Origin of the sequence: Campylobacter concisus, assembly GCF_002912895.1 — a bacterium.
Taxonomy (GTDB): domain Bacteria; phylum Campylobacterota; class Campylobacteria; order Campylobacterales; family Campylobacteraceae; genus Campylobacter_A; species Campylobacter_A concisus_G.
The window spans coordinates 18,996-44,007 of record NZ_POZX01000020.1 but is presented as its reverse complement, the minus strand read 5'-3'; the positions used below and the strand labels follow the sequence as shown (position 1 = coordinate 44,007).

At 38.9% G+C, this 25,012-nt stretch carries 21 protein-coding genes; 16 read left to right on the top strand and 5 right to left on the bottom strand.

Features of this window, described 5'->3' with window-relative positions:
• Positions 1-184: 184 nt before the first annotated feature.
• A complete protein-coding gene (locus tag CYP51_RS01780; RefSeq protein WP_103624133.1) occupies positions 185-3,637 on the bottom strand; it encodes an acyl-[ACP]--phospholipid O-acyltransferase in 3,453 nt (1,150 codons plus the stop codon).
• Positions 3,638-3,806: 169 nt separating this feature from the next.
• On the opposite strand from CYP51_RS01780, the gene mnmG reads away from it, so the two are divergent.
• From mnmG to CYP51_RS01760, 4 genes are all read left to right on the top strand, one after another.
• The gene (gene mnmG, locus CYP51_RS01775; RefSeq protein WP_103624132.1) at positions 3,807-5,672 is read left to right on the top strand and encodes a tRNA uridine-5-carboxymethylaminomethyl(34) synthesis enzyme MnmG; all 1,866 of its coding nucleotides are present in this window, start codon (positions 3,807-3,809) and stop codon (positions 5,670-5,672) included.
• A 174-nt stretch (positions 5,673-5,846) separates the two neighbouring features.
• On the top strand, positions 5,847-6,350 hold the full coding sequence (gene petA / locus CYP51_RS01770; protein WP_021091707.1) for a ubiquinol-cytochrome c reductase iron-sulfur subunit: 504 nt from the start codon (positions 5,847-5,849) through the stop codon (positions 6,348-6,350).
• Positions 6,351-6,360: 10 nt separating this feature from the next.
• Positions 6,361-7,605 carry a cytochrome b gene (locus CYP51_RS01765; protein ID WP_021091658.1) on the top strand — a complete coding sequence of 415 codons (1,245 nt, stop codon included), beginning with the start codon at positions 6,361-6,363 and terminating at the stop codon, positions 7,603-7,605.
• Between the two features lie 2 nt (positions 7,606-7,607).
• Positions 7,608-8,651, top strand: a complete 1,044-nt coding sequence (locus CYP51_RS01760) for a c-type cytochrome (protein WP_103624131.1) — start codon at positions 7,608-7,610, stop codon at positions 8,649-8,651.
• A 682-nt stretch (positions 8,652-9,333) separates the two neighbouring features.
• Here CYP51_RS01760 and CYP51_RS01755 read toward each other — a convergent pair.
• Together CYP51_RS01755 and CYP51_RS01750 are read right to left on the bottom strand one after the other, a co-directional pair.
• Entirely contained in the window at positions 9,334-9,621 is a 288-nt protein-coding gene (locus CYP51_RS01755) for a hypothetical protein (protein WP_021091759.1), read from the bottom strand.
• Between the two features lie 44 nt (positions 9,622-9,665).
• Positions 9,666-10,751, bottom strand: a complete 1,086-nt coding sequence (locus CYP51_RS01750) for an MBL fold metallo-hydrolase (protein WP_103624130.1) — start codon at positions 10,749-10,751, stop codon at positions 9,666-9,668.
• 414 nt (positions 10,752-11,165) lie between these two features.
• Between CYP51_RS01750 and CYP51_RS01745 the strand changes: the two genes are divergently transcribed.
• From CYP51_RS01745 to CYP51_RS01695, 11 genes are all read left to right on the top strand, one after another.
• A complete protein-coding gene (locus tag CYP51_RS01745; protein WP_021091760.1) occupies positions 11,166-11,735 on the top strand; it encodes a 4Fe-4S dicluster domain-containing protein in 570 nt (189 codons plus the stop codon).
• 1 nt (position 11,736) lies between these two features.
• The gene (locus tag CYP51_RS01740) at positions 11,737-13,704 is read left to right on the top strand and encodes a proton-conducting transporter transmembrane domain-containing protein (RefSeq protein ID WP_103624129.1); all 1,968 of its coding nucleotides are present in this window, start codon (positions 11,737-11,739) and stop codon (positions 13,702-13,704) included.
• Between the two features lie 9 nt (positions 13,705-13,713).
• A complete protein-coding gene (locus CYP51_RS01735) occupies positions 13,714-14,634 on the top strand; it encodes a respiratory chain complex I subunit 1 family protein (RefSeq protein ID WP_103624128.1) in 921 nt (306 codons plus the stop codon).
• A gap of 1 nt (position 14,635) precedes the next feature.
• On the top strand, positions 14,636-15,280 hold the full coding sequence (gene hyfE, locus CYP51_RS01730; protein ID WP_021091711.1) for a hydrogenase 4 membrane subunit: 645 nt from the start codon (positions 14,636-14,638) through the stop codon (positions 15,278-15,280).
• A gap of 2 nt (positions 15,281-15,282) precedes the next feature.
• Positions 15,283-16,764: a hydrogenase 4 subunit F gene (locus CYP51_RS01725; RefSeq protein ID WP_021091695.1), complete on the top strand. Its 1,482-nt coding sequence runs from the start codon at positions 15,283-15,285 to the stop codon at positions 16,762-16,764.
• Entirely contained in the window at positions 16,761-18,497 is a 1,737-nt protein-coding gene (locus CYP51_RS01720; RefSeq protein ID WP_103624127.1) for a hydrogenase large subunit, read from the top strand. The genes CYP51_RS01725 and CYP51_RS01720 overlap by 4 nt, the downstream gene beginning before the upstream one ends.
• Positions 18,494-19,033, top strand: a complete 540-nt coding sequence (locus CYP51_RS01715) for a formate hydrogenlyase complex iron-sulfur subunit (protein ID WP_103624126.1) — start codon at positions 18,494-18,496, stop codon at positions 19,031-19,033. The genes CYP51_RS01720 and CYP51_RS01715 overlap by 4 nt, the downstream gene beginning before the upstream one ends.
• A complete protein-coding gene (locus CYP51_RS01710) occupies positions 19,030-19,854 on the top strand; it encodes an NADH-quinone oxidoreductase subunit B family protein (RefSeq protein WP_021091627.1) in 825 nt (274 codons plus the stop codon). Before CYP51_RS01715 ends, CYP51_RS01710 begins: the two co-directional genes overlap by 4 nt.
• Complete coding sequence (locus CYP51_RS01705; protein ID WP_021091884.1) at positions 19,851-20,195, top strand: formate hydrogenlyase maturation HycH family protein; 345 nt, start codon at positions 19,851-19,853, stop codon at positions 20,193-20,195. Before CYP51_RS01710 ends, CYP51_RS01705 begins: the two co-directional genes overlap by 4 nt.
• Entirely contained in the window at positions 20,195-20,641 is a 447-nt protein-coding gene (locus CYP51_RS01700) for a hydrogenase 3 maturation endopeptidase HyCI (RefSeq protein WP_072594541.1), read from the top strand. Before CYP51_RS01705 ends, CYP51_RS01700 begins: the two co-directional genes overlap by 1 nt.
• A gap of 163 nt (positions 20,642-20,804) precedes the next feature.
• Positions 20,805-21,671: a formate/nitrite transporter family protein gene (locus CYP51_RS01695; protein ID WP_087586109.1), complete on the top strand. Its 867-nt coding sequence runs from the start codon at positions 20,805-20,807 to the stop codon at positions 21,669-21,671.
• Between the two features lie 80 nt (positions 21,672-21,751).
• Here CYP51_RS01695 and CYP51_RS01690 read toward each other — a convergent pair whose 3' ends face one another.
• Together CYP51_RS01690 and CYP51_RS01685 are read right to left on the bottom strand one after the other, a co-directional pair.
• Positions 21,752-22,390: a Crp/Fnr family transcriptional regulator gene (locus tag CYP51_RS01690; protein WP_103624125.1), complete on the bottom strand. Its 639-nt coding sequence runs from the start codon at positions 22,388-22,390 to the stop codon at positions 21,752-21,754.
• A 148-nt stretch (positions 22,391-22,538) separates the two neighbouring features.
• Positions 22,539-22,952: an acyl-CoA thioesterase gene (locus CYP51_RS01685; protein WP_103624124.1), complete on the bottom strand. Its 414-nt coding sequence runs from the start codon at positions 22,950-22,952 to the stop codon at positions 22,539-22,541.
• Between the two features lie 91 nt (positions 22,953-23,043).
• Between CYP51_RS01685 and ciaB the strand changes: the two genes are divergently transcribed.
• Entirely contained in the window at positions 23,044-24,885 is a 1,842-nt protein-coding gene (gene ciaB / locus CYP51_RS01680; RefSeq protein ID WP_103624123.1) for an invasion protein CiaB, read from the top strand.
• Positions 24,886-25,012 lie beyond the last annotated feature (127 nt).

Here is a 25,012-nt window from a genome sequence, read left to right as displayed (position 1 = left end):
TGATCTACTAGTAAAATTTTGTAAAGGCAGAATTTAGCAAACAATCGCACTAATGGCACCAAATTTAAAAGCACTAGAAAATTTTATACAAAACTCTTTGCAAAAAAATTTTTAAGATTTATGCAAATGTCAGTCGCAACTGCAACCTGGGTAGTATTTTGTCACAAAGAAAGAGGGCGGTGCCTCACTCCGCTAAAAGTGAGACCGCTAGAGCTTTTACGCCCTTAAAATCAACCTTGCCGCTTGCAAGTGTTGGGATATCATCAACGATGAAGATATAGCTTGGCATCATTATAGGAGCTAAGTTGCTCTCTTTTAAAATTTGCTCGATATTTTCAGGCTCTGTGCCACTTTTTACTAAAAGTGTGATCGCTTCACCCTTTTTGCTATCTGGCACGTTTGCGCTGCTAAAAACAACGTCGTTTCCAAGTACCTTTGTAAGCTCTTCTTCGACGCTTCCAAGGCTTATCATCTCGCCGCCTATTTTGGCAAATCTTGAGTATCTATCGACGATAAACACAAAGCCGTTTTCATCGATATGGCCTTTGTCGCCAGTTTTATAGTATCTTACGCCATTGATATAAGTGATGACATCATTTGTTTTAGCTTCGTCGTTTAGATAGCCCTTCATCACCTGCGATCCGCCGATAACGATGAGTCCATCCTCGCCAGTTTCAAGCTCTTTAAGAGTCTCAGGGTCGATTATTTTTATGATAGTGCCAGGCAGAGGCATACCAACGCTACCAGGTCTATTAAATGTAAGCTCTTTTAGACTCTCTTTTTCTAGGATATTTGGCATATTTACAGCAGCTACCGGCGCCGTCTCGGTTGCGCCATATCCTTCATAAATTTCTATGCCAAATTTGAGCCTAAACTCATCTTTTATCTCAGGTTTTAGCTTTTCAGCCCCAGCTACGACCATTCTGGCACTTTGAAACATCAGCGGATGAAGCTTTTTGTTCCTGGTGTAGAGCCTAAAGAAGGTCGAGGTGCCAAAGATGATGCTAGCACTGTGTCTTGCGGCCATTTTGCCGATAGTCGCTCCATCTGTTGGATCAGGCACGCTTACCATTTTTATGCCCTCGCAAAGTGGCATGAGCGTGGTGACTGTTAGTCCAAATGAGTGAAATACTGGGAGTGAATTTAAGATCACGTCATCTTTTTTGAAATTTAGAAGTTCGCTTATTTGCTTAATATTTGCAAGTAAATTTTTGTGGCTTAGCTCGATGCCTTTTGGCTCGCCCTCGCTGCCACTACTAAATAAAATAGTAGCTGTATCTTCTAAGTTTACACGCTTAAAATAGCAAAGCTTAATAAGCCAAGCTGGGGCAAAAAACGCGGTTAAAAGTGCTAAAAATTTCTCTTTTTTTGAGACGCTGGCTGAGAAATCTTCTGCAAATTTAGCCTTGCCACTCATCGCATCTTTTAGATCAAAGCCCTTAAGTGCGAGCTTTTCAAGAAATTTACTTGAGGTGATCACCGTGTTTATATTTGCCTTTCTTAGGGCGTGATTTAGCGAGGTCTCATTTAGTGTGTAGTTTAAATTTACGCTTACTTTGCCCATGGCAAGAAGCGCCATATTGACGATAGCTGCGATGCTTGAGCTAGGTAGTAAGATACCTATATTTTTCTCATCTTTTAGCTCTCGTTTGAAAATTTTGATAAAGACTAAAACAGCTGTTATAAATTTCAAGTTGCTTAAATTTAGCCCAGTGCTGTCGCTCACGCACTCTTTAAATTTATCTTCTTTTGCGTTATTTAGCCACTCGCTTGTTAGTGGTTTTTGCCTTGAAATAAAGCTCTCCCACGATGAAAAGCTAAGCTCAAGCACCTTTTGCTTCATCTTTGCAGCGTTTATAAATGTGGTTATTGGCTTGCCAAAGGCGACGATGATATCGCGTCTGCCGTTTTTAGAAGTGAGGTCTTTGTAAAATTTACTAGCTCTTGAAAAGCTAGATCCCCAAAGGCCACGAAGATAAAATGGCACGATGCAAATTTCTTCTAGATCTCTGATGATAAGCTCAAAACCTTTTTGAAATTCATTTATCTGGCCGTTGTAGCTGATGTGGCCCTCTGGGAAAAGTGCGACCACTTCGCCATTTTTTAGGCACTCTCTAACTAGCTCGATTGACTCTTTGCTAGCGCCTGCGCCTATTGGGATCACTTTAAAAAATTTAAAAATTTGCTTTAGATACCATTTGTTATAGATAGTTCTGTACATGACAAATCTTATGCCCCTTGGGCTTGCAGCTTGAAGCACGAGCCAGTCGATCCAGCTGATGTGATTGCCAAGAAGTAGTGCGCCGCCACTTTGCGGTAAATTTTGAAGTCCTTCTACAAAAAAGCGGTACTTTGTCTTTAAAAATGGCAACAAAAGTAGCCTTGTAAAAAGATGTGGAAGCTGCAAAATGGCGTAAAAACTACCGATCAAGCAAACAAGCGCTGTAAAGACAAAGAGCCCAGTGGTTGAAATTTTAAAATATACTAAACCTATGCCAATAGCTAAAAATAGCAGCATTGAGACGTTTTGTAAGAAGTTGTTTGCCGCCATTATCTTGCCGGTGGTCTTTTGCGGGGCAAAGTACTGGATCATCGCATTTAGTGGTACTATAAAAATTCCACCAAAAAAGCCAAATGCAAATGAACTAAGGCTCACTACGCCCATATTTGAGCCAAATGCGAAAAATAAAAGCGAGAAAAATATACCCATAGCACCCATTGGCACGATACCAAGCTCGATGTGAAGCTTTGACATAGAGCCAGCCACGTATGAGCCAAATGCGATGCCTATGGCGCTTGCTGCTAGAATTGCTTGCACCGCTAGCGAGCTGTCGTCGTTAAAAATGGCTTTGTAATGAGCTGGGAAAGCTGCGATGATGATCTGAGAAATTCCCCAAAACATACTAAGCCCAGCGATACTGAGCCAAATATTTTTATCTGATCTTACTTCTTTTAAATTTTCTCTTAAATAGCTAAGGCGAATATATTTTTTAATATCAAAATTTTCGTTTGTTTCGTCTTTTTCATCGATGCAATGTAACTTATAAGCAAAATACGCTTCAAGTGCGCTAAATACGACTAAAAAGACGCCAATAGGATAGACGCTTTTTAAGATCTCTTCTGAGTTTTCGCCTTGGATGTATAAATTTTCAAATATAAATGAAAACAAAAATGAGCTAAAAAGTATCGCAACAATGGTGAGCGCTTGGATGATGCCGTTTGCTGTGCCAAGGCGCTCAGGGCCGACCAGGGCTTTGATGATGCCGTATTTTGCTGGTGAGTAGATCGCACTTTGAGCGGCTAGTATGAGTGTTAAAGCAAAAGCTACGCCAAAAGCGCCCGCAAGATAGCTAAAAAGCACCGCGACGCTGATAATAACGCCAAAAATGGCACAAATTCTTATGACCTTTATTTTTGCAAATTTATCATTTATAAAGCTTGAGGGCGAAAATAAAAATATAAATGGTAGCAAGATCATTGCATTTATAACTGCTGTTAATATAAAAAGTATGTCGCCATCGTATGTTTTTAAAAGAACATTTTGTATGGTTATTTTGTGCGCTAGATCAACGCTTGCATTTAAAAATGCGATCGCAAGGTAGGATAAAAAGCCAGCAACTTTTAATAAACTCATCATAGAAATACCTTTGTGATTTTAAAAATTTTGTAAATCTAACAGCAAAATATTTAAAATATTATTAATAAAAAACTCTACATTAAATTTGGTAATAAAAATTTTTAAAAAATTTAAATTTTATATGCTTTTGGATAAAATCACGCAATCTAAAAAATAGGAAAAATTTATCATGAACTATGAAATAATCGTCGTTGGTGGCGGACATGCAGGCATTGAGGCAAGTCTTGCGGCTGCTAGAATGGGCAAACAAACTTTACTTATCACGATCTTGGCCGAGCAAATAGGCGCTGCAAGCTGTAATCCAGCCATTGGGGGCCTTGCGAAGGGGCATCTTGTAAAAGAGATTGATGCGCTTGGTGGTCAAATGGGGCTTACAACTGACGCTGTTGGCATCCAGTTTCGCGTGCTAAATGAGAGCAAAGGTCCAGCTGTGCGTGGTAGCCGCGCTCAGATCGATATGGATAGATACCGCGTTTATATGAGAAATTTGCTTTTAAACACGCCAAATTTAGAAATTTCTCAAGAGATCGCCACTGAAATTTTAAGCGAAAATGGCGAAGTAACGGGTGTTAAAACACACCTAAATAACATCTATAACGCAAAAAAGGTGATAATCACCACTGGCACATTTTTAAATGGGCTAATCCACGTTGGATTTAACAAACTTGAAGCTGGCCGCGTGGGCGAGCTAAGCGCAAAGGATCTAAGCGGCAGTCTAAGAGAGCTTGGACTAAATTTAGGCAGGCTAAAGACCGGAACGTGTCCAAGGATCGATGCAAAAACGATAAATTTTGAAATTTTAGAAAAGCAAGATGGCGATGCAAAGCCAGTTGCATTTAGCTTTAGAACTAAAAATTTCTCCCCAACGCAGCTGCCATGCTATATCGCCTATACAAACGAAACCACCCATGAGATAATCCGCTCAAATTTCGACAAAGCACCACTTTTTACAGGTCAGATCGAGGGCATCGGACCAAGATATTGCCCAAGTATCGAGGATAAGATAAACCGCTTTGGCGACCGCGACAGACACCACCTTTTCATCGAACCTCAGACGCTTGAAGCGACAGAGTACTACATAAACGGCTTTTCAACTAGCTTGCCTTATGAAGTGCAAGTGCAGATGTTACACTCTGTAAAGGGCTTTGAAAATGCGAAAATCGTAAGGCATGGATACGCTATCGAATATGACTACGTCGAGCCAACACAGCTAAAACATAGCTTAGAGACCAAAAAAGTAAAAGGGCTATACTTGGCTGGACAGATAAACGGCACGACAGGATACGAAGAGGCGGGCGCTCAGGGGCTAATGGCTGGCATAAATGCAGCGCTTTCGCTTGATAACAAAGAGCCACTTGTCTTGCGCCGCGATGAGGCGTATATCGGCGTTTTGATAGATGATCTTGTCACAAAAGGGACAAAAGAACCATATAGGATGTTTACGAGTAGGGCGGAGTACCGCTTGCTTTTGCGTGAGGAAAATGCCATTTTAAGGCTTGGTGGATATGGACATGAGCTTGGACTTATTGATGATGAGACTTTTAATGAAATTGAAGCTATCAGGCAAAATTTAAAAGATGGACTTGCTTACCTTAACAATACTCAAATTACGCCAAGTAAGCAAAATTTAGAGCTTTTAGCTAGCCTTGATGAAGAGCCAATAAGCCAAAATGTGAGCCTTCAAAAGATTGTTGCACGCAAGAGCTTTACGGCTGAGAAACTAAGAAAGCTTGATCAGAAATTTGCAAATTTAGATGATGCTAGTGTGGATCAAATTTTAACCGAGTGCAAGTATCAGCACTATATAAATGAGCAAAAAAATCAGATAGAAAAAATGAAAGATATGATGGATGTAAAAATTCCTGAAAATTTTGACTTTAGAAGTGTTAGTGGACTTAGTAATGAAGTGGTCGAAAAGCTTGAGAAATTTGCACCGCCTACGCTCTTTGCCGCGAGTGAAATTTCAGGTATCACGCCAGCTGCGATTGACATCTTACATATTTATATAAAGATGAATGAGAAAAAGCTTGGCTGATTTTGATTTTTGATTTATTTCAAAAAGCCATAAAACTTAAAATTTTTATCTTAAAATCAAGATTTACGTTTAAGCTAAAATTAACATTATTTTTGCAGATTATATTTAGAAATTATACTTTTTTAATTTTTTGAGAGTATAATCGTTAAGAATTTATTTATAGAAAGGAATTTAATGTCAGTAAAGCAAGAAAGACGTAGCTTTATCGGCCTTGCGTTTGGTGCTGTGGCAGCTGTCGGCGGCGCTATGTCACTAGTGGCTGTTAAAAAGACTTGGGATCCACTTCCAAGCGTAAAAGCTGCTGGTTTCACAACAGTTGATCTAAGTCCGATCAAAGATGGAGAAATGAGGCAGGTTGAATGGCGTAAAAAGCCTATTTTCATCCTTAAAAAAAGTCCTGATATGGCTAAAAATGACAAAAGAGATGTTGTCGTAGGGGATGCTAGATACGTAGTTCTTATCGGACTTTGCACGCATCTTGGTTGTATACCTGAGTATAAAGCAAGTAAACAAATGTTTGTATGTGCCTGTCATGGCGGCGAATTTAACGCCGACGGAATGCAAACATACGGACCTCCTCCAAGACCACTTGATATACCACCATTTAAGATCGATGGAACCAAGCTAGTTCTAGGCGAAACAAGCCCAGAATACGAAAAATTAGTAGCAAAAGCTTAGGAGGATAGCAATGTCTTTAGCTCATAAATCAACTGGCGTTATTGACTGGCTTGATCAACGCCTAGCTTTTACAAAACTTATAAAGGTTCTAGTTAGCGAATACTGGATTCCAAAAAATATAAATTTCCTTTGGGCAATGGGCGTTATTTTAACAACGCTTTTTATGCTCTTAATTGTTACTGGTTTTTTACTTTTAATGTATTACAAACCAGATGTAAATTTGGCATTTGATAGTGTAAATTATACTATCATGCAAGAGGTCGAGTATGGCTGGCTTTGGCGTCACATTCACGCAGTTTCAGCCTCTACGATATTTCTTATTATGTATATTCACTTGCTTACTGGACTTTACTATGGTTCATATAAAAGAGGCAGAGAGGTCATATGGATAAGTGGTATGGTGCTATTTATCTGTTTTTCAGCAGAGGCATTTAGTGGTTATATGCTTCCATGGGGACAGATGAGCTACTGGGCTGCAACTGTTATCACTCAGCTTTTTGGTGGTGTGCCAGTTATTGGCGATGCTTTAGTTGAGTGGATTAGAGGCGATTACGCAGTTGGCGACTCAACACTTACTAGATTTTTTATGCTTCATGTTTGTCTATTGCCACTTGTAACGATAGCTGTTTTGGTTATTCACTTCTACTCTTTAAGAGTTCCACACGTTAATAACCTAACAAGCGAAGATATAGACTTTGAAGTAGAGGCACAAGAGTATCTACACGGCGATAGAGCGAAATCTAAAGTTATACCATTTTGGCCAGGATTTTTGGCAAAAGACTTTATGTATGTATCATTCTTTATGATATTTGTCATCTATCTTGTTTGCTATCACTTCAACTTTGCAATGGATCCTATCAACTTTGAGCCAGCAAATCCACTAAAAACCCCACCACATATCTATCCAGAGTGGTATTTCTTGTGGCAATATGAAATTTTACGTGGCTTCTTCTTTGATATAGCTGGAATTTCTGCTTATAACATTGGTCTTATCGCGTTTGCGTTTGCAGGTGTTGCATTTATGCTTATACCTCTTCTTGATAGAAGCGACCTTGTAGCTCCAGCTCACAAAAGACCACTATTTTTTATATGGTTCTGGGTCTTAGTTGTCGATCTTATCGTTTTATCTATATATGGCAAGCTCCCAACAGGTGGTTATAATGACTGGATAGGATTTTATTCATCATTGCTATTCTTGTTCTTATTTATAATTGCGTTGCCAGTTATAACAATACTTGAAAGAAAGAGGGGCTAATCATGAAAGAGCTTAAAATTTTTGCCATTGTTGTTATTCTTTCAGGTGTTTTATATTGGGGTATCGAGCCTTATGCTCACACAAAGCTTCATCCACACACTGCAAATGCTGAGTATAACTTTTCAAAAGAAGATACTGACTATGCAAAGCACTTTTTAGAGCAAAAAAAGGCAGCTCTTGAGACTGCTAAGGCTAGCGGAAATAAGGCAAGTATAGACGCGGCTACAAAAGATGTAGAAGTAGCACAAAAAATTCTTGATGACTATACGGCATTTTGGAATGACATTAACTCTATTGATCTTACAAAAGGTGACGCTACAAAGGGTGCTGATACTTTTGTAGCAGCAGGATGTACAGGATGTCACGGTATAGAAGCAGCAGGTATGCCAGCTGGTATGGATGCTGAGACAGCTAGTCAAAGCTTTGGTGTAGTGCCACCAGATCTTAGTACTGCTGGTAAAATTTATGACGATAAATTCTTAGCTGCACTCATTAAAAACCCAACTATGGCTTTAAAGCTAACTCATAAATTTAACGACGAGCATCCATTTCCGATGACTGCATTTATGGGTGCTGGTGGTGATATAAATGCTGAGACTGCCGATATAGTAGCTTATTTAAAAAAGATATCTACTGATTATGAAAAGGCAAACAATAAGATCACTGAAGAAAAGGTTTTTGCTGATGCATGTCAAAGATGTCATGATATAAAATATGACAAAAAATATGCATTTAGCAACAAAGTAAGCCTTGCTGCTTATATGGGCTCAAACCCACCTGACCTATCGATGATGATTCGTTCAAAAGGTGATGAGTATTTACATAAATTTATAAACGATACTCAAAAGATGCTACCAGGTACCGCAATGCCAAGAGTTGGTTTAAATAAAGCCGCTGAAGACGACGTGGTAGCTTATATCCAAAAAGTAGGCGACAAGAAGAAGGCTGAGCGCGAGAGCACAGGGCTTTATGTCATGATCTACTTCTTTATATTAGGAATTTTTGCTTGGCTTTGGAAACGCAAAGTTTGGAGCGAACTCCACTAAAATTTAAGAGCCTCTTTGGCTCTTAAATCCTCTCTGGTAAATTTACATATATAAATAGGTATTTTTTAAATTTATTCTTTTACAAATTTAATCAAGCTGTCTTTGCAAATTTTAAAACTTTCATTCACTAGTAAGAGCCGACTACTAAAATCTGGCTTCACTTACCGCTTAGCTCAAATTTTAGAACCGAAATTACTCATTAAAGTTTGATTGAAATTAACAAAACTGCATGCAGTGCTTTAGCGCTAATGCATGCCCTTTGAACGTGTCAGGGAAGAGGGATTGTTAAGGGAGAAGGGAGTGACTTCGTAATTTAAGCTCCCTTCTCCCTTAATAAAAGAATAGGAGTTATATAGTCTATATGCTTTGCAAATTTTAAAACTTTCATTCTCTCGTAAGAATTCACTATTGATTTTAGGTCCCGCAAGGCTTGCCACTAAAATCAAAGCAGAAATTACTCGTTTATGAAAATTTAAAAATTTGCCTAAAAGCCTAAAAGCAGTAGTGTGCCTATGCTGCCACGTAAGCTATGAATGTGTAAGCATTTTGGCAGAAAATAGAAATATATCTGAGTTTTAACGGTCGCTATTTAAATAAATTTATTTTAAGCAAATCACTCACTAAAACCCACCAAATTTCACAAAAATAGTAAAATTTAGCTCCGCATCAAGCCTATTTAAAACTAAATTTCCTTGGCGATCTTGCTCATTTTATTGAGCAGTTTTTCACGTTCATTTGGCTTTAGGTTGCCGTATTGAAGCTTTGTTATCATCTGCATGAAGTCAAATTGTTTAAACATTTGCGCATCGCTTTTTAACTCTTTTTCTAGCTGTTTATAAATTTTTTCAGTCTCTTTATTTGCTTTTTCTAAATTTTGTAAAAAGCTTCCAGTTGCGCTCATATCAAGGTCATTTTTTGCAGCTTTATCGATGACATTTTTTAGATTTGCTAAATTTTCAGAAATTTTCATCTACGTTTCCTTTTGGATTTTAAAATTTAGAGCAAATTTTATTCCTAAATTTTCTCCCACCACTTTTTTCTAGGCGGATTTTGTGCGGTGAAAACTTCCCCGATCATCGGCGTTGCGTAGTTTAGCTCAAGCTTTGTCGCTGCCTTTTCAAAACGCTTGATTGGCTCATCCCAAGCGTGATAAGAAAGATCAAATTTGCCCCAGTGAATTGGTACGCCAAGCTTTGCACCAAGATCTTTTAGTGCTTGCGCTGACTCCTCTGGCTTCATATGCACGTAAGGCCAGCCATCGCCGTAAGCACCATTTTCGATAAAAACTAGATCAAAGGCACCAAATTTCTCATTTATCATCTTAAAATGCTTGCCGTATCCGCCATCTCCACTAAAATAAAAGCTAAAGCCAGCCTCTTCAACCGCCCAGCCACCCCAAAGCGTCGTATTTCTTTTAAATGTGCGCCCACTAAAGTGCCTTGAAGGACAAAACATGAAGTTTAAATTTCCTATTTTTTGATCACCAAACCAGTCAAACTCATAAATTTTGTCTTCATCAACGCCCCATTTTACAAGGTGAGCTTTTACGCCAAGCGGCACTAGAAATTTGCAAATTCTATCCTTTAGCTCAAGTATTGTTTTGTAATCAAGATGATCGTAGTGATCGTGCGAGATGAGGGCGATATCGATCACATCTGGGTAATCACTAGCGGTGATAGCATGCTCGTAGGCAAAGGGCTTACCGCCAATTGGCAGTGGAAATGCTCGGTGCAAAACTGGATCTGTGACGATGGTTTTGTCATCAAGGTTGCATATGAGGCTAACGTGCCCTAGCCAGATAAACTCGCCGTTTTTCAAGGCATTTGCGTCAAATTTTAAATTTGGTAAAGGCTTAGTTGGTAGCTTACCTTTTGGTGGAAAAAGTGCTTGGAGGACGAAATTTAGCATAGATGCTTGCGGATTATTTTTTACCATATCAATCGTTGGCTCTAAATTTATAAAAACTTTGCCGTTAAAATTTGGCGAAGCCTTTATCAGCTTTTGGCTTTTAATATCTGGCACGCCACCAAAAACTGGGGCAAATCTCATAAATACAAAAACTGCAACAATAAGCAAAAGTATAACTATAAAAATTCCCATAAAAAGCCTTTTAAATTTAAAGGTCGGATTATATTTTAGATTTTTAAATTTCAGCTTTATTTAATTAACCCGAGCTTAAATAATTAACTTGTAAATTTAAACTTAATTAAGATATTTTTACTCTTTATAGGAAAATTTTATTAATAAATATTATCCTTTAGCAAATAAACATACCTAAAAATCGATATTAAATAGATAATCTTAAAGATATATAAAATAAAAATTTAATTCTAAAAATACAAAATTTGTCAGATAGATGACAGAATTTATTCATTGTAAGTTATAGAATTATTACAAAAATTAGGAAGGAGTGTTTGAGATGTTAAATAAAAATTTAACTATCTCTATTTTGGTGACTAACCATCACTTTAAAAGTGAGCAGGGCAGTTTAGCCTTGTTTAATGGGAGGAATTTATGAAAAAACATAAATTTGTGATTGCCGATTATAAACGCTGTATAGGATGTGCAACCTGCATGGCTGCATGTTTTAAGAGCGCTTATGAACGCGGTAAGCTGTCACGTGCAAGGCTAAGTGTGCTAAGAGAAGCTACTGGCGTTATGCCAACTCAGTGCAGACAATGCGACGATGGTCCTTGTGCGAATGTGTGTCCAACTGGAGCATTGCGATTTAATGATAATTGCATCGAGCTTCACGAGGAAATTTGTATAGGCTGTAAGATGTGCACGATCGCTTGTCCTTACGGTGCGATAAGCTCAAGTGCAGAGCTTATGCCTTCAGTAAATTACGCTGTCGAGCCAAAGTACAACCTTGAGATAGAGTCACAATCAGGTGCAAAAAATATCGCTGTTAAATGCGATATGTGCTTTGGTCGTGAGAACGGACCAGCCTGTGTTGATGTCTGTCCGACAAGTGCTCTTGTTATGATTGATCCTGAAGAGGGTAAGCATAAACTTGGCAAGAGGATAGATTATGAGGCAGCGAATAAATTTGCTACTAAAATTTTAAACGGACAAGGAGCATAAGATGACTACGGTTTATATGCTATTTCTTGTAAGTGCCGTCGTTAGCATCTTGCTCTACTGCGCTCCAAAGGCCGCTGTAAAGGTTGGTTTTGGACTAGGCGCTTTAAGCTGCTTTTATGCGATGTGTCACTTTGTTGCAAATATGGGAGTAAGCGATAGCTTCGCTCTTGCGGATGGCTTTTTGTATTCGCCAAAATTTGCGCTAAATCCACTTGGAAATTTCTTTAGCTTTGTCGTTGTTTTTATAGGATTTGCAAGCAGTGTTTACGGTATGAGCTATGCAGACGAGTACATCAAAAAAGCAAATGTTGGCGTGTTTGCATGTTTGTTTAATACATTTATACTTTCAATGCTTCTAGTAATTAGCGCTGATAATGTATTTTGCTTTGTTGTTTTATGGGAGCTTATGACTCTTATTTCATCATTTCTTATCATCGTCAATGATGGTAAAAATACACTTAAAGCAGTTATGGTATATCTTGGCATCGCACAAATCGGTGCATTTTGTATAACCTGTGGCTTGCTTATCACTGCTTACTACGCAGGAAGCTTTGAATTTAGCGCATTTATGGGTGTTAAGATGCCATTTGGCGCTTCTGTTGCTACATTTATACTGTTTTTGGTTGGATTTGGTAGTAAAGCTGGTATGTGGCCATTTCACGTTTGGCTTCCACAAGCTCACCCAGCAGCACCATCAAATGTTTCGGCCCTTATGTCGGGCGTTATGATCAAAGTTGCTCTATTTACACTAGTTAAATTTACACTTTACTTGCCACTTAGCACATATTTTGGCCTTACAATACTCGCTCTTGGTGCAGCTAGCTCACTATTTGGTGTTTTATACGCTCTTTGCCAACACGACTTTAAAGCTTTGCTTGCTTATCACTCAGTTGAGAATATAGGTATCATCTTGCTAGGTCTTGGCACAGGAATTTATGGCGTTGCAGCTGGAAATTTAACACTTGCAGCAGTAGGTTTTCTAGCAGGTTGCTACCACGTAGTTAACCACGCTATATTTAAAGGTCTGCTTTTCCTTTGCGCAGGTTCAGTTATCCACGCTACTCACACACAAAATATGGACATTCTCGGAGGTCTTGCTAAAAAGATGCCATGGACAAGCCTTGGTATGTTTATAGGTATCATGGGTATCGCAGCCTTACCTCCAGTAAACGGCTTTGTTTCAGAGTGGTTTACATATCAAGGTATGCTTCAAGGTGCGATGGGCGAGGGAACATTAGTTAGATATGCATTTACACTTGGTGTCGTAGCTCTTGCGCTAACAGGCGTTTTGGTCGGTATGCACCTCAAACTTTACGCTGTTATCTTTGCAGGTACTCCAAGAGATCAAAAAATTTGGGAAAATGCTAAAGAGAGCCCAATAGGCATGGTTCTTGGTATGATCATCCTAATGATAGGATGTGTGGGCTTTGGTCTTGGTGCAAACTATATAGTTGATTACATCATGCAAGCTGTAAATTCTATCGCTATAAGTGACTATAAAGCTAGTCTTGGTGTTATAAACGTAACTTCACCAATAGGCAGTATGATCTCAACTCCACTAATTGCTTTGGTTCTTTGCTCAACCATGATTTTGCCATTTATCATCCTTGCTGTTATGAAAGCAAACAGAGATAAACCACGCGAGACTGATCCTTGGGCATGTGGCTTTAAATATAGCTCACGTATGCAAATGACAGGTGGCCCATTTACAGGCGACCTTAGAAAGATCATGCAATGGCTATTTAGAGCTGATAAAAAGATCGTTACTAGAAATTATTTTGACGCGGTTGAATATCACAACCATCCAAAAGATATCTGGTGGGGAATGTTTTATGAGCCAGTCATCAAATGGTGTATGAAATTTGCTGATAAACTTGGCATCGTTCAAAGCGGATATACAAACGTCTATACACTTTATATCCTAGTTTATCTATGTGCCATACTTGCTGTAGGCTACTTTTTAGTTTAGGAGACGAAAATGCAAACTATACTTTTAATGATATTTCAAGTAGTCGTTATCGTTTTGGTAGCTCCTTTGTTTGATGGTATGGCAAGAAAATTAAGGGCTAAACTTCAATCAAAACAAGGTAGCGATTTCTTTCAAACATATCGCGATATTATAAAACTCTTTAGAAGAGGAAGAACCGTGCCTGAGTGCTCTCACTGGGTATTTAGATGGGCTCCATTTTTCCTTTTTGCAACTTCAGCTGCAGTATTAGCTGCTATACCTATAACATATAGCAAAGATACTGTTTTTGGAGCGTATTCAGATATATTTGTGATCCTTTATCTTGGCGCGTTGCTTAGATTTGTATTTGGTGCAGCTTCAATGGATAGCGGCAACCCATTTGCAGCAACAGGCGGCGGCAGGGAGCAAATGCTAGGCGTATATGTTGAGCCAGTTATGATCATGTGCTTAATCGTAGTTATGCTTGCAGCTAAAACATCAAATTTAATTGAGATCCAAGAGATGGTAAAAACTGGCGTTATCGGATATCAAATCCCAAGTTTTGCCGTAGCTTCTATCGCATTTTTATGGTGCATGTATGTTGAGACCGGTAGAAAACCATTTGACGTAGCTGAAGCTGAACAAGAGCTTCAAGAAGGCTTGCTTGGCGAGTATGCAGGTAGCGACCTTGGTTTAGTTCAAGCATCACTTATATTAAAACAGTTTGCTATGATCGGACTTTTCCTAACTGTATTTGAGCCATGGAATTTTAGCAATCCTTTCTTAGCTATTATCGTTTTTGTGATAAAAACTGGAGTATTTTACGTAGCAGCTGTCTTTATAGACAACTTTGGCCCACGCTTTAAAATGACTTCATCTTTACGCAAAAATGCACTTGGTGCACTTGCTATCTCGTTTGTTGCACTAACACTTTATGTAGTAGGAGTGTGAGATGCAAACACTTGATATTTTAGCCATTTGCATGATCGTAACTTCGCTTGCGGTTTTTGGTCTTAGAAGCTTAAAACTCTCAATCATCGCTTATGCGATTGAGACACTACTTTTAGTTAGTATATTTTTCTTGCTATCTGAGAAATTTAACGCCGAGCAGCTCAAAACTTGGGCGATCGTTGCATTTTTTACCAAAGTTTTACTTGTGCCAGGAATTTTATTCTGGCTTATCAAAAAACTTGGCGTAGTTAGCGAAGATGAGCCAGTTGGTGGATTTTTTGTAAGTCCTGTTATTGCTATGGGATTTTCTCTAGCTCTTTCAATGAGTATCCACCCTATATTTTTAAAATTCTCTCTTATCAAAGAAGAGATCATGCTAATCGCAGCTGGAACGGTCTTTATGATGGGAATTTTTGGCTTCATGCTAAGAAACTCATTTATAAAACAAATTCTAGCTTACTGCTTGTTTGAAAACGGTATCCACCTAAGCCTTGCTCTAATGGCTTATAACTCACATGAGTTAGTTGAGCTTGGAATTTTAACAGATGCGATATTTGCCGTTATCATCATGAGCATTCTAGCGATTAGATTTTATAAAGCTTATGATAGCTTAGATACTTCTAAAGCTTCAAATTTAAGGGGTTAGAGATGGATAGTTTAGCTTTAATACTTATCTTACCGCTCCTTGGTGCTTTGGTCTTGTTTTTGAGTCCTAAAAATTATGCGGTATTAAGCGGACTTCATGTTTTGTTTTCTGCTGCGACATCGGTGGCTTTACTTAACAATGTTCTTAAAGTCTTAAGTAGCGGAACTTTTTATAGTTTTGATAAATTTTTGTTTTTAGATAGCTTAGGCTGTGTTTTCTTGGTACTTATAGCAGTAACTGGATTTATAGTAAATTTCTACTCTATCCACTACATGAGATGGGAGCTTGAAGACGGACACATTCACTTAAGTGATCTTAAAAAATACTACGCATTAAGCCATGTATTTATCTTTACAATGACTTTAAGTGTTATTTGTAACAACGTTGCGTTTATGTGGGCAGCTATCGAGGCAACAACTCTTGCTTCAGTGTTTCTTGTCGCTATCCACAAAGATCAAAAATCAACAGAGAGTGGTTACAAATACATCGTTCTTTGCTCAATCGGTCTAGCATTTGCACTTTATGCGACTGTTCTTTTATACTCAGCCACATTTAGTACTCTAGGAGATGGCGAGGCTTCAATGCTATTTTCAAGCATAATGGCAAATGCTAAAAATTTAAACCCAGATGCAGCAAAGCTTATCTTTGTATTTGCTCTAATTGGTTTTGGTACAAAAGCTGGTCTTGCTCCAACTCACACTTGGCTACCAGACGTTCACGCTGAAGGTCCAGCACCTATCTCAGCTTTGCTTTCAGGCGTACTTTTAAAATGTGCGATGCTAGCGCTCTTAAGATACTACGCTATCACAGCTCAAGCTGTTGGATTTAGCTTTGTTGAGGGCATAATGATCGTTTCAGGAACTATCACTCTTTTTGTAGCGGGATTTTTCCTAATCAGACAACACAACGTAAAAAGAATGTTTGCATACCACTCAATCGTTCACATGGGTGTTATCGCATTTGCACTTGGTGTTGGCGGTAAATTTGGTCTATTTGCAGCGATATTCCACTGCTTGGCTCACAGCTTCACAAAAGCTTTGGCATTTTGCTCAACAGGCAATATTGCAAGAATTTATGGCCACAAAGATATGAGTAAGATGGGCGGCATGGTTAAGATCGCGCCAATTACAACTATAATGTTTGGCGCGGCTGTTTGCTCACTAGTTGGTGTTCCAGCATTTGCTATATTTGTTAGCGAATATAACGTCTTTGTAGGAGCTATCACAAGTGGTCAATACATTGCAGTTGCGCTATTTGCTATTGCACTTGCAGTTATTTTCATAGCTGACTTTGCACACTTTAACATGGCAAGCTTTGGCGAGCCAAAAGGTGTGGTTGTTCATAATAAAGAGATGAGTTTGTTAGAGAATTTACCTCTTATAGCACTTTGTGCCCTTATCATAATCTTTGGCGTATGGCACGTAGATAGCTTTTATACGCTAGTAGATAACGGTGTTAATATAATGATGGGAGCTTTAAAATGAGAGGCGATAAATTTGTTGAAATCCTAAAAACTAAAGTAAAAATTTTAGAAGTAACTCGTCAAGCAGACGATCAGATCACAGTCTTAGTTGATAGAAACGATCTTCCACTAGCTGTTAAAACGCTTTATTATGATATTGGCGGCTTTATAAGCACGATGATACCAAATGACGAGCGCCAGATAAATGGCAGCTTTGCGCTTTATTATGCTCTTTCAATGGAAGGTAGCAAGATGACTGAAGCGGACGACTTTGCAGCTGAGGATAAGTGCTTTATCACTGTTAAAACGCTTATCCCAGGAAGCGATCCGACATTTCCATCTGTTACTCCGCTAGTGCCAGCTTGTGTTTGGTACGAAAGAGAAGCTTATGATATGTTTGGTTTGGTAGCCGAAGGTTTGCCTGATAAAAGGCGTCTAGTTTTAAGTGATGACTGGCCAGATGGACTTCACCCACTTAGAAAAGACGCAATGGATTATCGCTACCGCCCTGATCCAGTTGACCATAGAGATGAGCCTGATGCGGAGTTTTTGTTTCCAACAGGTGATGCAGTAGTTGATGTGCCACTTGGACCACTACATATTACTTCAGATGAGCCAGGTCACTTTAGACTTTTCTGTGACGGCGACGAGATCATCGACGCTGACTACCGCCTCTTTTATCAACACCGCGGTATGGAAAAGCTAGCTGAAAATAGAATGAACTATGATCAAATGGGCTATCTTGCAGAGCGCGTTTGTGGAATTTGTGGTTATGCTCACGCTATTGCTTGTATTGAAGCAGCAGAAAAAGCTATCAAGCTTGAAATTCCACTAAGAGCTCAAGCTATACGCGTCATCTGTCTTGAGATAGAGCGTCTTCACAGCCACCTTTTAAATATCGGTCTAGCTTGTGAGGTCACTGGTAACTACAACGCTTTCATGCACATCTTTAGAGTTCGTGAGTACTCTATGGAGCTAGCTCAGCTAGTAACTGGCGGACGTAAAACATACGGCAACGTCGTTATGGGCGGCTTAAGACGTGATATGACAAACCAAGAGATCAAAAAAGGTATCGAGATCATAAATAAACTTGACGTTCAAATTTCAGAAATTTGGGACGCAGTTATGGAGGATAAACGCCAAATCGGACGCTGGAAAGGCGTGGGTATCTTGGACCGCCAAATAGCACGTGACTTTAGCCCAGTTGGTCCAAATATGAGAGGCTCTGGCTTTAAACGTGATAACCGCTACGATCACCCATACGACTTTTTTAAACAGATAGAATTTGAAGTAGCATTTGAGCATGGTTGCGATGTTTTTGCTCGTGAGATGGTTAGATATAAAGAGCTAAAAAGCTCTATCCACATCATCCGCCAATGCTTTGAGCTAATGCCTCAAACTCCGATCATGATCGATCCTGTGACTATGATCAAACCTGAAAATTTTGCACTTGGTCATGATGAAGCACCACGTGGCGAGAATGTTCACTGGATCATGCAAGGCAGCGCTCAAAAAGTATATCGCTGGAGATGCAGAGCAGCAACATACAACAACTGGCCAAGCCTAAGGTATCAATTTAGAGGAAACAACATAAGTGACGCTGCGCTTATCGTTTGCTCACTTGACCCTTGCTACTCATGCACCGAGCGTGTTACATTAGTCGATGTAAGGACTAAAAAGAGCAAAATTTTAACAGAGAAAGATCTTAAAAAATTCTGTCAAGATGGCGGGGTTAGTAAGAAGGATTTAAGATGATGAAGTTATTTGACATCACAGAAAAATATGGAAAGGCGACATACGCCTATCCATTTGAGCCATATATTGTTCCTGAAAATTTCCGTGGTCAGCCAAACTATACATACGATCTTTGCATAGGTTGTGCAGCTTGCGGTATCGCTTGTCCTAGTAACGCGATAGAGCTTAAGATGAACGAGGAGCAAACAAAGCTTGTTTGGGAATTTGACTGCGGGCGCTGCATATTTTGTGGACGCTGCGATGAGGTTTGCCCAACTGGAGCTGTTCGCCTAAGTGATAGCTTTGAGCTTGCGGTTAAATTTGACAAGAGCGCTCTTATACAAAGAGGCGAGCTTGAGATGCAAACTTGCAAATGCTGCGGCAAGCCATTTACGCCAAAAAGGCTTATAAATTTTACTCTTGAAAAGCTTGGCACAGCAAATTTACTCCCAGGCAGACTTGAAGAGGCAAAAGGCTACCTTTATATCTGCCCAGAGTGCAAGAAAAATCAATCCGCTGAAAGGCTAACAAAAGGCATTGAGGAGGCTATAAAATGAGTCTATATCAAGTCCCAGAGGACATAAAAACAGCAAATGATCTAACTGCAAAGCTAGAGCATCTAAAAAATATCAAAAGAAGCTTTAGCGTTTATAGGATCGACTGCGGAAGCTGTAACGGCTGTGAGATAGAAATTTTTGCAGCTATTACACCGATGTGGGATCCTGAGCGTTTTGGTTTCAAGCTTGTAGCAAACCCAAGACACGCTGATATTTTGCTTTGTACTGGTCCTGTAACAAGACAGATGTATTATCCGCTTCTTCGTGCTTATGAGGCAACTCCAGATCCTAAGATCGTGGTTGCTCTTGGTGCGTGCGGAAGCAGTGGCGGAATTTTCCATGACGCTTATAGCGTTTGGGGCGGCATCGATAAGATAATTCCAGTTGATGTCTATATCCCAGGCTGTCCTCCACACCCAGCAAGCATTATTTACGGCCTTGGTATGGCTCTTGGTATCATAGATCAAAAGCTTCATAAAAAAAGCTATGAAGAAGATAATACATTGCCACCTTCAGTTGAGAAGTCGGTCATAGGTGATATTTTATTTGAGCGCGACTTGCAAGCTGAAAGTAGAAGACTAATGAGCTATATCTTTGGTAGAATCCTTTTTGAAAAATATATGAATGCTATCAAATGTTCAAAAGATGTCCATGACCCAAGCATTTCAAGAGAGGCTGTGCTTACAGCTATCAAAAAAGAGGAAGATCCTAGATATGCTGAGTGCATGGGGCTTTTGCATAATGATGTCTATCTAAAATATGCAAAAGCTGATAAAAGCTTTGCGATAGATGTTGATAGCGAGGTTTGGAGCAAGAGATGATACAAGTTTATAAGCTTACAAAAAGGCATATGGACGACAACGATAAGCTTCCACGCGAGCTAAAAGAGATAAAAATTTTCTCCACTTGCGTGGGACATGGCGTTGGCACGATAGACTTTAGTGAGAAAATTTTAGAGCTAAGCGATGAGGAATTTGACGAGATGATCAAAAACTCAGGCGAATATGTGAAATTTAAGATCGGAAATTTAAGCAAATATTTTGAAGTTGAAATTTTTGCCGAGCATATCGCTAAACTCTTGCCACAGCTTTGTGAGTGTAAGCTTAAAGAAATTTTGGCAAATTTAAAAGAGGGATATATCGTGCTTAGGAAGGACTTTTGATGAAAAAGGCCATCCTTTGCATCGGTAATCCTATGCGTGGCGATGATGATGTGGGCAATGAAGTCGGCCGCATCGTGGAGCACGAGCTAAAAGAGTGGAAGGTCTTTTTTGGGCAAGATGTGCCTGAGAATGAATTCTCAGCTATTAGAGAATTTGCACCTGACATCTTGATAGTAGTCGATGCGATGAGCGGCTTTGATGAGGATAAGATAGAGTTTTTTGACCTAAGTGACGATAGAGACTATATCTACTCAACTCACAATCTACCAACGCCAGTACTTTTAAGCTATTTGCGTAAAATTTGCCCAAAGACGCTTTTTCTTGGCATTAGCGTCTTGCTCGAAAATGTCTTAAATTTTGAAGAGGGACTAAGCGAGCAGGCTAAAAAAAGTGCTAGAAAAGCTTTTTTGAGAATTGTAGAGATTGATAAAAATTTAGTTGGTTAAATTTAGCAAATAGCTAAATTTAGTCTTTTTGGTTGCTAAAGGCAAAATTTTGCTTTTAATCGCAAGCAGTGGTTTGACTTTAGTGATTTTGCAAAGTGTTAAACTTTGGTCGCAAAGATGAGTTTGGCTCATTTGCGAGATTGAAAATAAAAAGGAGAATGTGATGTTAAATCCGGCAGAAACCGCTCAAGCGGTCTCAAGCTCTATGGAGCATAAGGCTCATATGCCGCTTACTAGTATTATCTTCCTTGCTATCATGGCTGGTGCTGCTATTGCTATGGGTGATATTTTTTGGGCTCACTCGACAGTTGGTATGGCTGAAAATCAGTCTATTGGTCTTTCAAATTTTATCGGCGGTATCACATTTAGCTGTGGTCTTATGATGGTTGTCTTTTATGGCGGACATCTTTTTACAAGCTCTGTTTTAAGCGGCGTTAGCGCATATGAAGGAAAGCTAAAACTAGGTAAGACTATCGGATACTGGGCTATCGTTTGGATATTTAACTTCGTTGGTGGTGCATTGATTGCGTATATGTACTACTACTCAGGCTTGCCACTAAAGTATGATGGCTACATCTTGCAGCACTTTATACCAGCTGGTATTGGTAAGATCACAGCGCCATTTCATGAGCTATTTATCCGCGGAATTTTTTGTAATGTCTTTGTTTGTATGTCTATTTGGACTGCGACAAGTGAGAGCAATCTATCTGGTAAATTCTTTGCTATTATGTGGATGATCGGCGCATTTGTAGCTTGCTCTATGGAGCACTGCGTGGCGAATATGTTCATAATCACTGAAGCCATCATCTCAAAAGCTCACTATATAGCAGCAAACGGCGGAGATATCGCTACTGCAGCTGCAGCTTTAGGACATGGAATTACGGCTGAAAAACTAGAAGTTTTAAACTGGGGAAATTTCATCGGTAAAAACTTAGTTCCAGTTACACTTGGTAATATTTGCGGCGGACTTTTCTTTGTTGGTTTAGTTGGCTTTATGGCGAATAAATTTGATATGAAGAAAAAAGCTTAAAAATTTTTAGTCTTTGCTTCTTGGCAAAGACTAATCCTCCAAGACTACTCTTTGCTAGCTATTATAAAAATTTTTGATTTTTAGTTTGTGTAACTTTCAAGTTTTTCATAATCAATTATTAAAAACTCGTGTGGTGTGATCTTTCTTATGATGTCATCTTTTATAAGCTCATTAAAAGCAGTTGAAGCACTTTGGCGTTTGAGCCCCACAAAGCTTGAGAGCACCTTTAGAGAAAATGGCAAAAATATGTAGTGATATCCATTTTGCTTTAGATCCTGCTCCTTTGCAAGCTCGATCAAAAAATTTGCAATCCTGCCTTTTGCATCTTCAAAAAGTATGGATTTTATGATTTGGCGTTGCACGATCACTGCATTTAGCACAGCTTTTAAAATCTCATCTGCGATATTTGAATTTGATAAAATTTCACCTATTTTGTTTAAATTTATAGCATAAATTTCAGCATCTTCAAGTATTTCAAAAGCGCAATTATCATCAAGCACGGCGATGTTGCTCGCTTCTAAATGATAAAGGATAAATTCCTCTCCATCTTCAAAAAATGAGAGCTTTGCACAGCCACTTTTTAAGATGATGATCTTGATCTCTTCGGTGTAGATTATGCTTGTTTTTGGTAGCTCTTTATACTCAAATTTATCAAGCTCATTTTGAGTTAGGATCTTTGTGATTTGTGTTTGCAAAAGACCTAGACGTGATTTTTTCATTTTTCTCCCAAAAAATGTATAGAGCCTGATTTTACTTCACAAAGCATTTAAAGAAGTTGAAAAATATTGCTTTTAGTTTAAGAATTTCAATAATTTTTAAAAGTAGTATTAATTTTTTAATTTGGTTGCATAAATCGCAACCAAATTTTTAAAATCCATGAAGTTGTTTTAGCTTCTCATCGATTGGCTTTTTAAGCCCATCTTTTGTTACGCTTACGTAAGTTGCGGTAGCGCTAGTAACGTGTATAGTTTCTCTATATCCGCCCAGATTTAGCCTAAGAGCGGTTACTTCTATTTGCGTTGTTATCGAGGTTTTACCAACAGAGATGATTTTAGCGTAGCAGCTTAGTACATCGCCAACAAAGACAGGTTGCTTGAAAATGATCTCTTTCATAGAAATCGTCACAACGCGTTCAGGAGAAATTTCTCTTGCAGCTTGTGCACCTGCAAGGTCGATCTGACTCATTATCCAGCCGCCAAATATATTTCCAGCCGAGTTTGTATCTTTTGGTAGCATGACTTGTTTTATACGTGGCTCACCAAAATCTTTTAAAATATCCATTTTTTGCCTTTTAGATGTTAAAATTTTTGGTTGATTGTAGCAAATTTTAATGGCTTTATGCTAAAATCCTGCAACTTCAGGGGATAAAAATATGAATGATTTTAAAAGATTAAACGAACTTACAAAAGAGCAAAAAAACAAGTTAAATGCTATTTATAAAAATTTAGATGATGATATTATAAACGAGGCTGTTAAAATTTGTGGTCTTGCTGGCACACCAAGCCAAAAACTAGCCCTTGCAAGAAGGATAGTAGATCTTAAAGTAGATCCGCTTCAAAATGAGCTAAAAAAGCTAAATTTAGGCGAGGACGAGCAAAAGCGCGTGCTAAATTTGATCTACGGCTACGTTAGAAATTTATATGAAGATCTCCACTCAAAGCTTATAAAAAAGGCACGTGATGAGCAAATTTTAGACCCGTTTTATCAAGCTTTTGTAGAGGCTATGCACGAGCTAGGGCTTAGTCTAAATGCGTGGCAAATTTCATGGCAGGATCGCATTATCGACACTACAAATAAAGAGTTTGAAGCTAAATTTAGTGATCTTGGTATGGCAAATGAGTTTATCACCAAGCATGCTTTGTTTCAATGTGATGCTAATGGCGTAAGAGCTGATAGAACGTATGGTGCGGTAGTAAAAGAGGGCGAGAAATTTAGCTTTTTACCTTATGCACTCGCTTTTAAAGATGAGGTTAGAGAGCTTAAAAGTGTTTTTGTTAAAAATCTTGAAATTTTAAGAAATTTAGCCAAAAATGACGAGCAAAAATCCTACGTAAAATACCTTGAAAAGCTGCAAAATGCCTTTTGCGAAGAGGACAATGCTAAAGTGATAAACGCTTGGCAAGAGGCTGAGATAGCGTGGATGGAGGTAAAAGGCGCGCTTCAGCCAGGCCATCCGCTAGAATACTACGAGGATGCCTACACGCACGCAGTCGCACTTGAGTGGGACATCAGGCTGGTGGATAGCGAGGGCATTGACGAGTTTAAATTTAAAGAAAAAGTGACAAAAACTTACGAAAGCGTTTGCGAAAAGATCAAATTTGATAATGCTGAAACAAACAAGGCGGTTAGCGAAAATATCGCTAGAACGCAGCTTTATATAAGCGTGCCGATGATCTATTATGGTGCCGAGCTAAATGGGCTTTTTAGTGCTCAAGTCGTGCCAAATGATGAGAGTGTGAGCGCAAAATGCGGCAAGAAAATTTTTGCCTTTGTAAATCACGTCTATGAAGGCGCAAAGGCAAAACCTTTTATGAAGCTTGGGGCTGAAATTTTTAGCAAAGAGTTTTTGGACTTTGGTAGAGAAATTTTATTTCTAAAGCCAAAAATTTGGAAAAAAGTCTATGAAATTTCAACGATCGGTCATGAGTTCGGACACATCCTCTTTATCGGGCTTGATACCGAGATGATGATGAATAAAAGTGGCGTCTTTAAATTTATAGAAGAGTATAAGGCGACAACTGGTGGGCTAGTAAATTTCTTTTTACACGAAGAGGCGGAGTATAAAATGGCCGTCTTTCACGAGCTAATCGCCCGTGCAGTTGGGCTTATCGCGTGGCGAAAGGTCGATGAGGTGAGGGCGTATTACTGCGAGGGGCTTATACACCTTAGCCTGCTTTTTAGGGCTGGAGTGCTTAAATTTGATGGCAAACTAAGCGTGGATATGAGCGAGCAAGCCTACGCTAAATTTAAAGAAATTTGCTTAGAGAACTACTACGATCTAGCGCAAACATACGCTAAAAAAGATGATGCGAGCACATTTTTAGAGAAATTTTGCCAAAAAGATGAACTAAGCTATCTACCAAAAGATGAAGAGTGCAAGAAATTTGTTGAGCATTTTTACGCTAGATACGAAGCTATCGGCAACGACGTCGATGAAAGTGGCGAGTGGCAAAGATGGCAAAGTTTAGCCAAAAAGGCAGAGAAAGATAGATAAAGACAGAACATGATAAGTAAAATAAGTAACGAAAATCAAGTATCTTTTTTATTTATGTTGATACTTTTTTGTGTATATGTTGTTAGTTGTTTTATTGCTAGTGGTTTTTATGAAGACATAATTACTG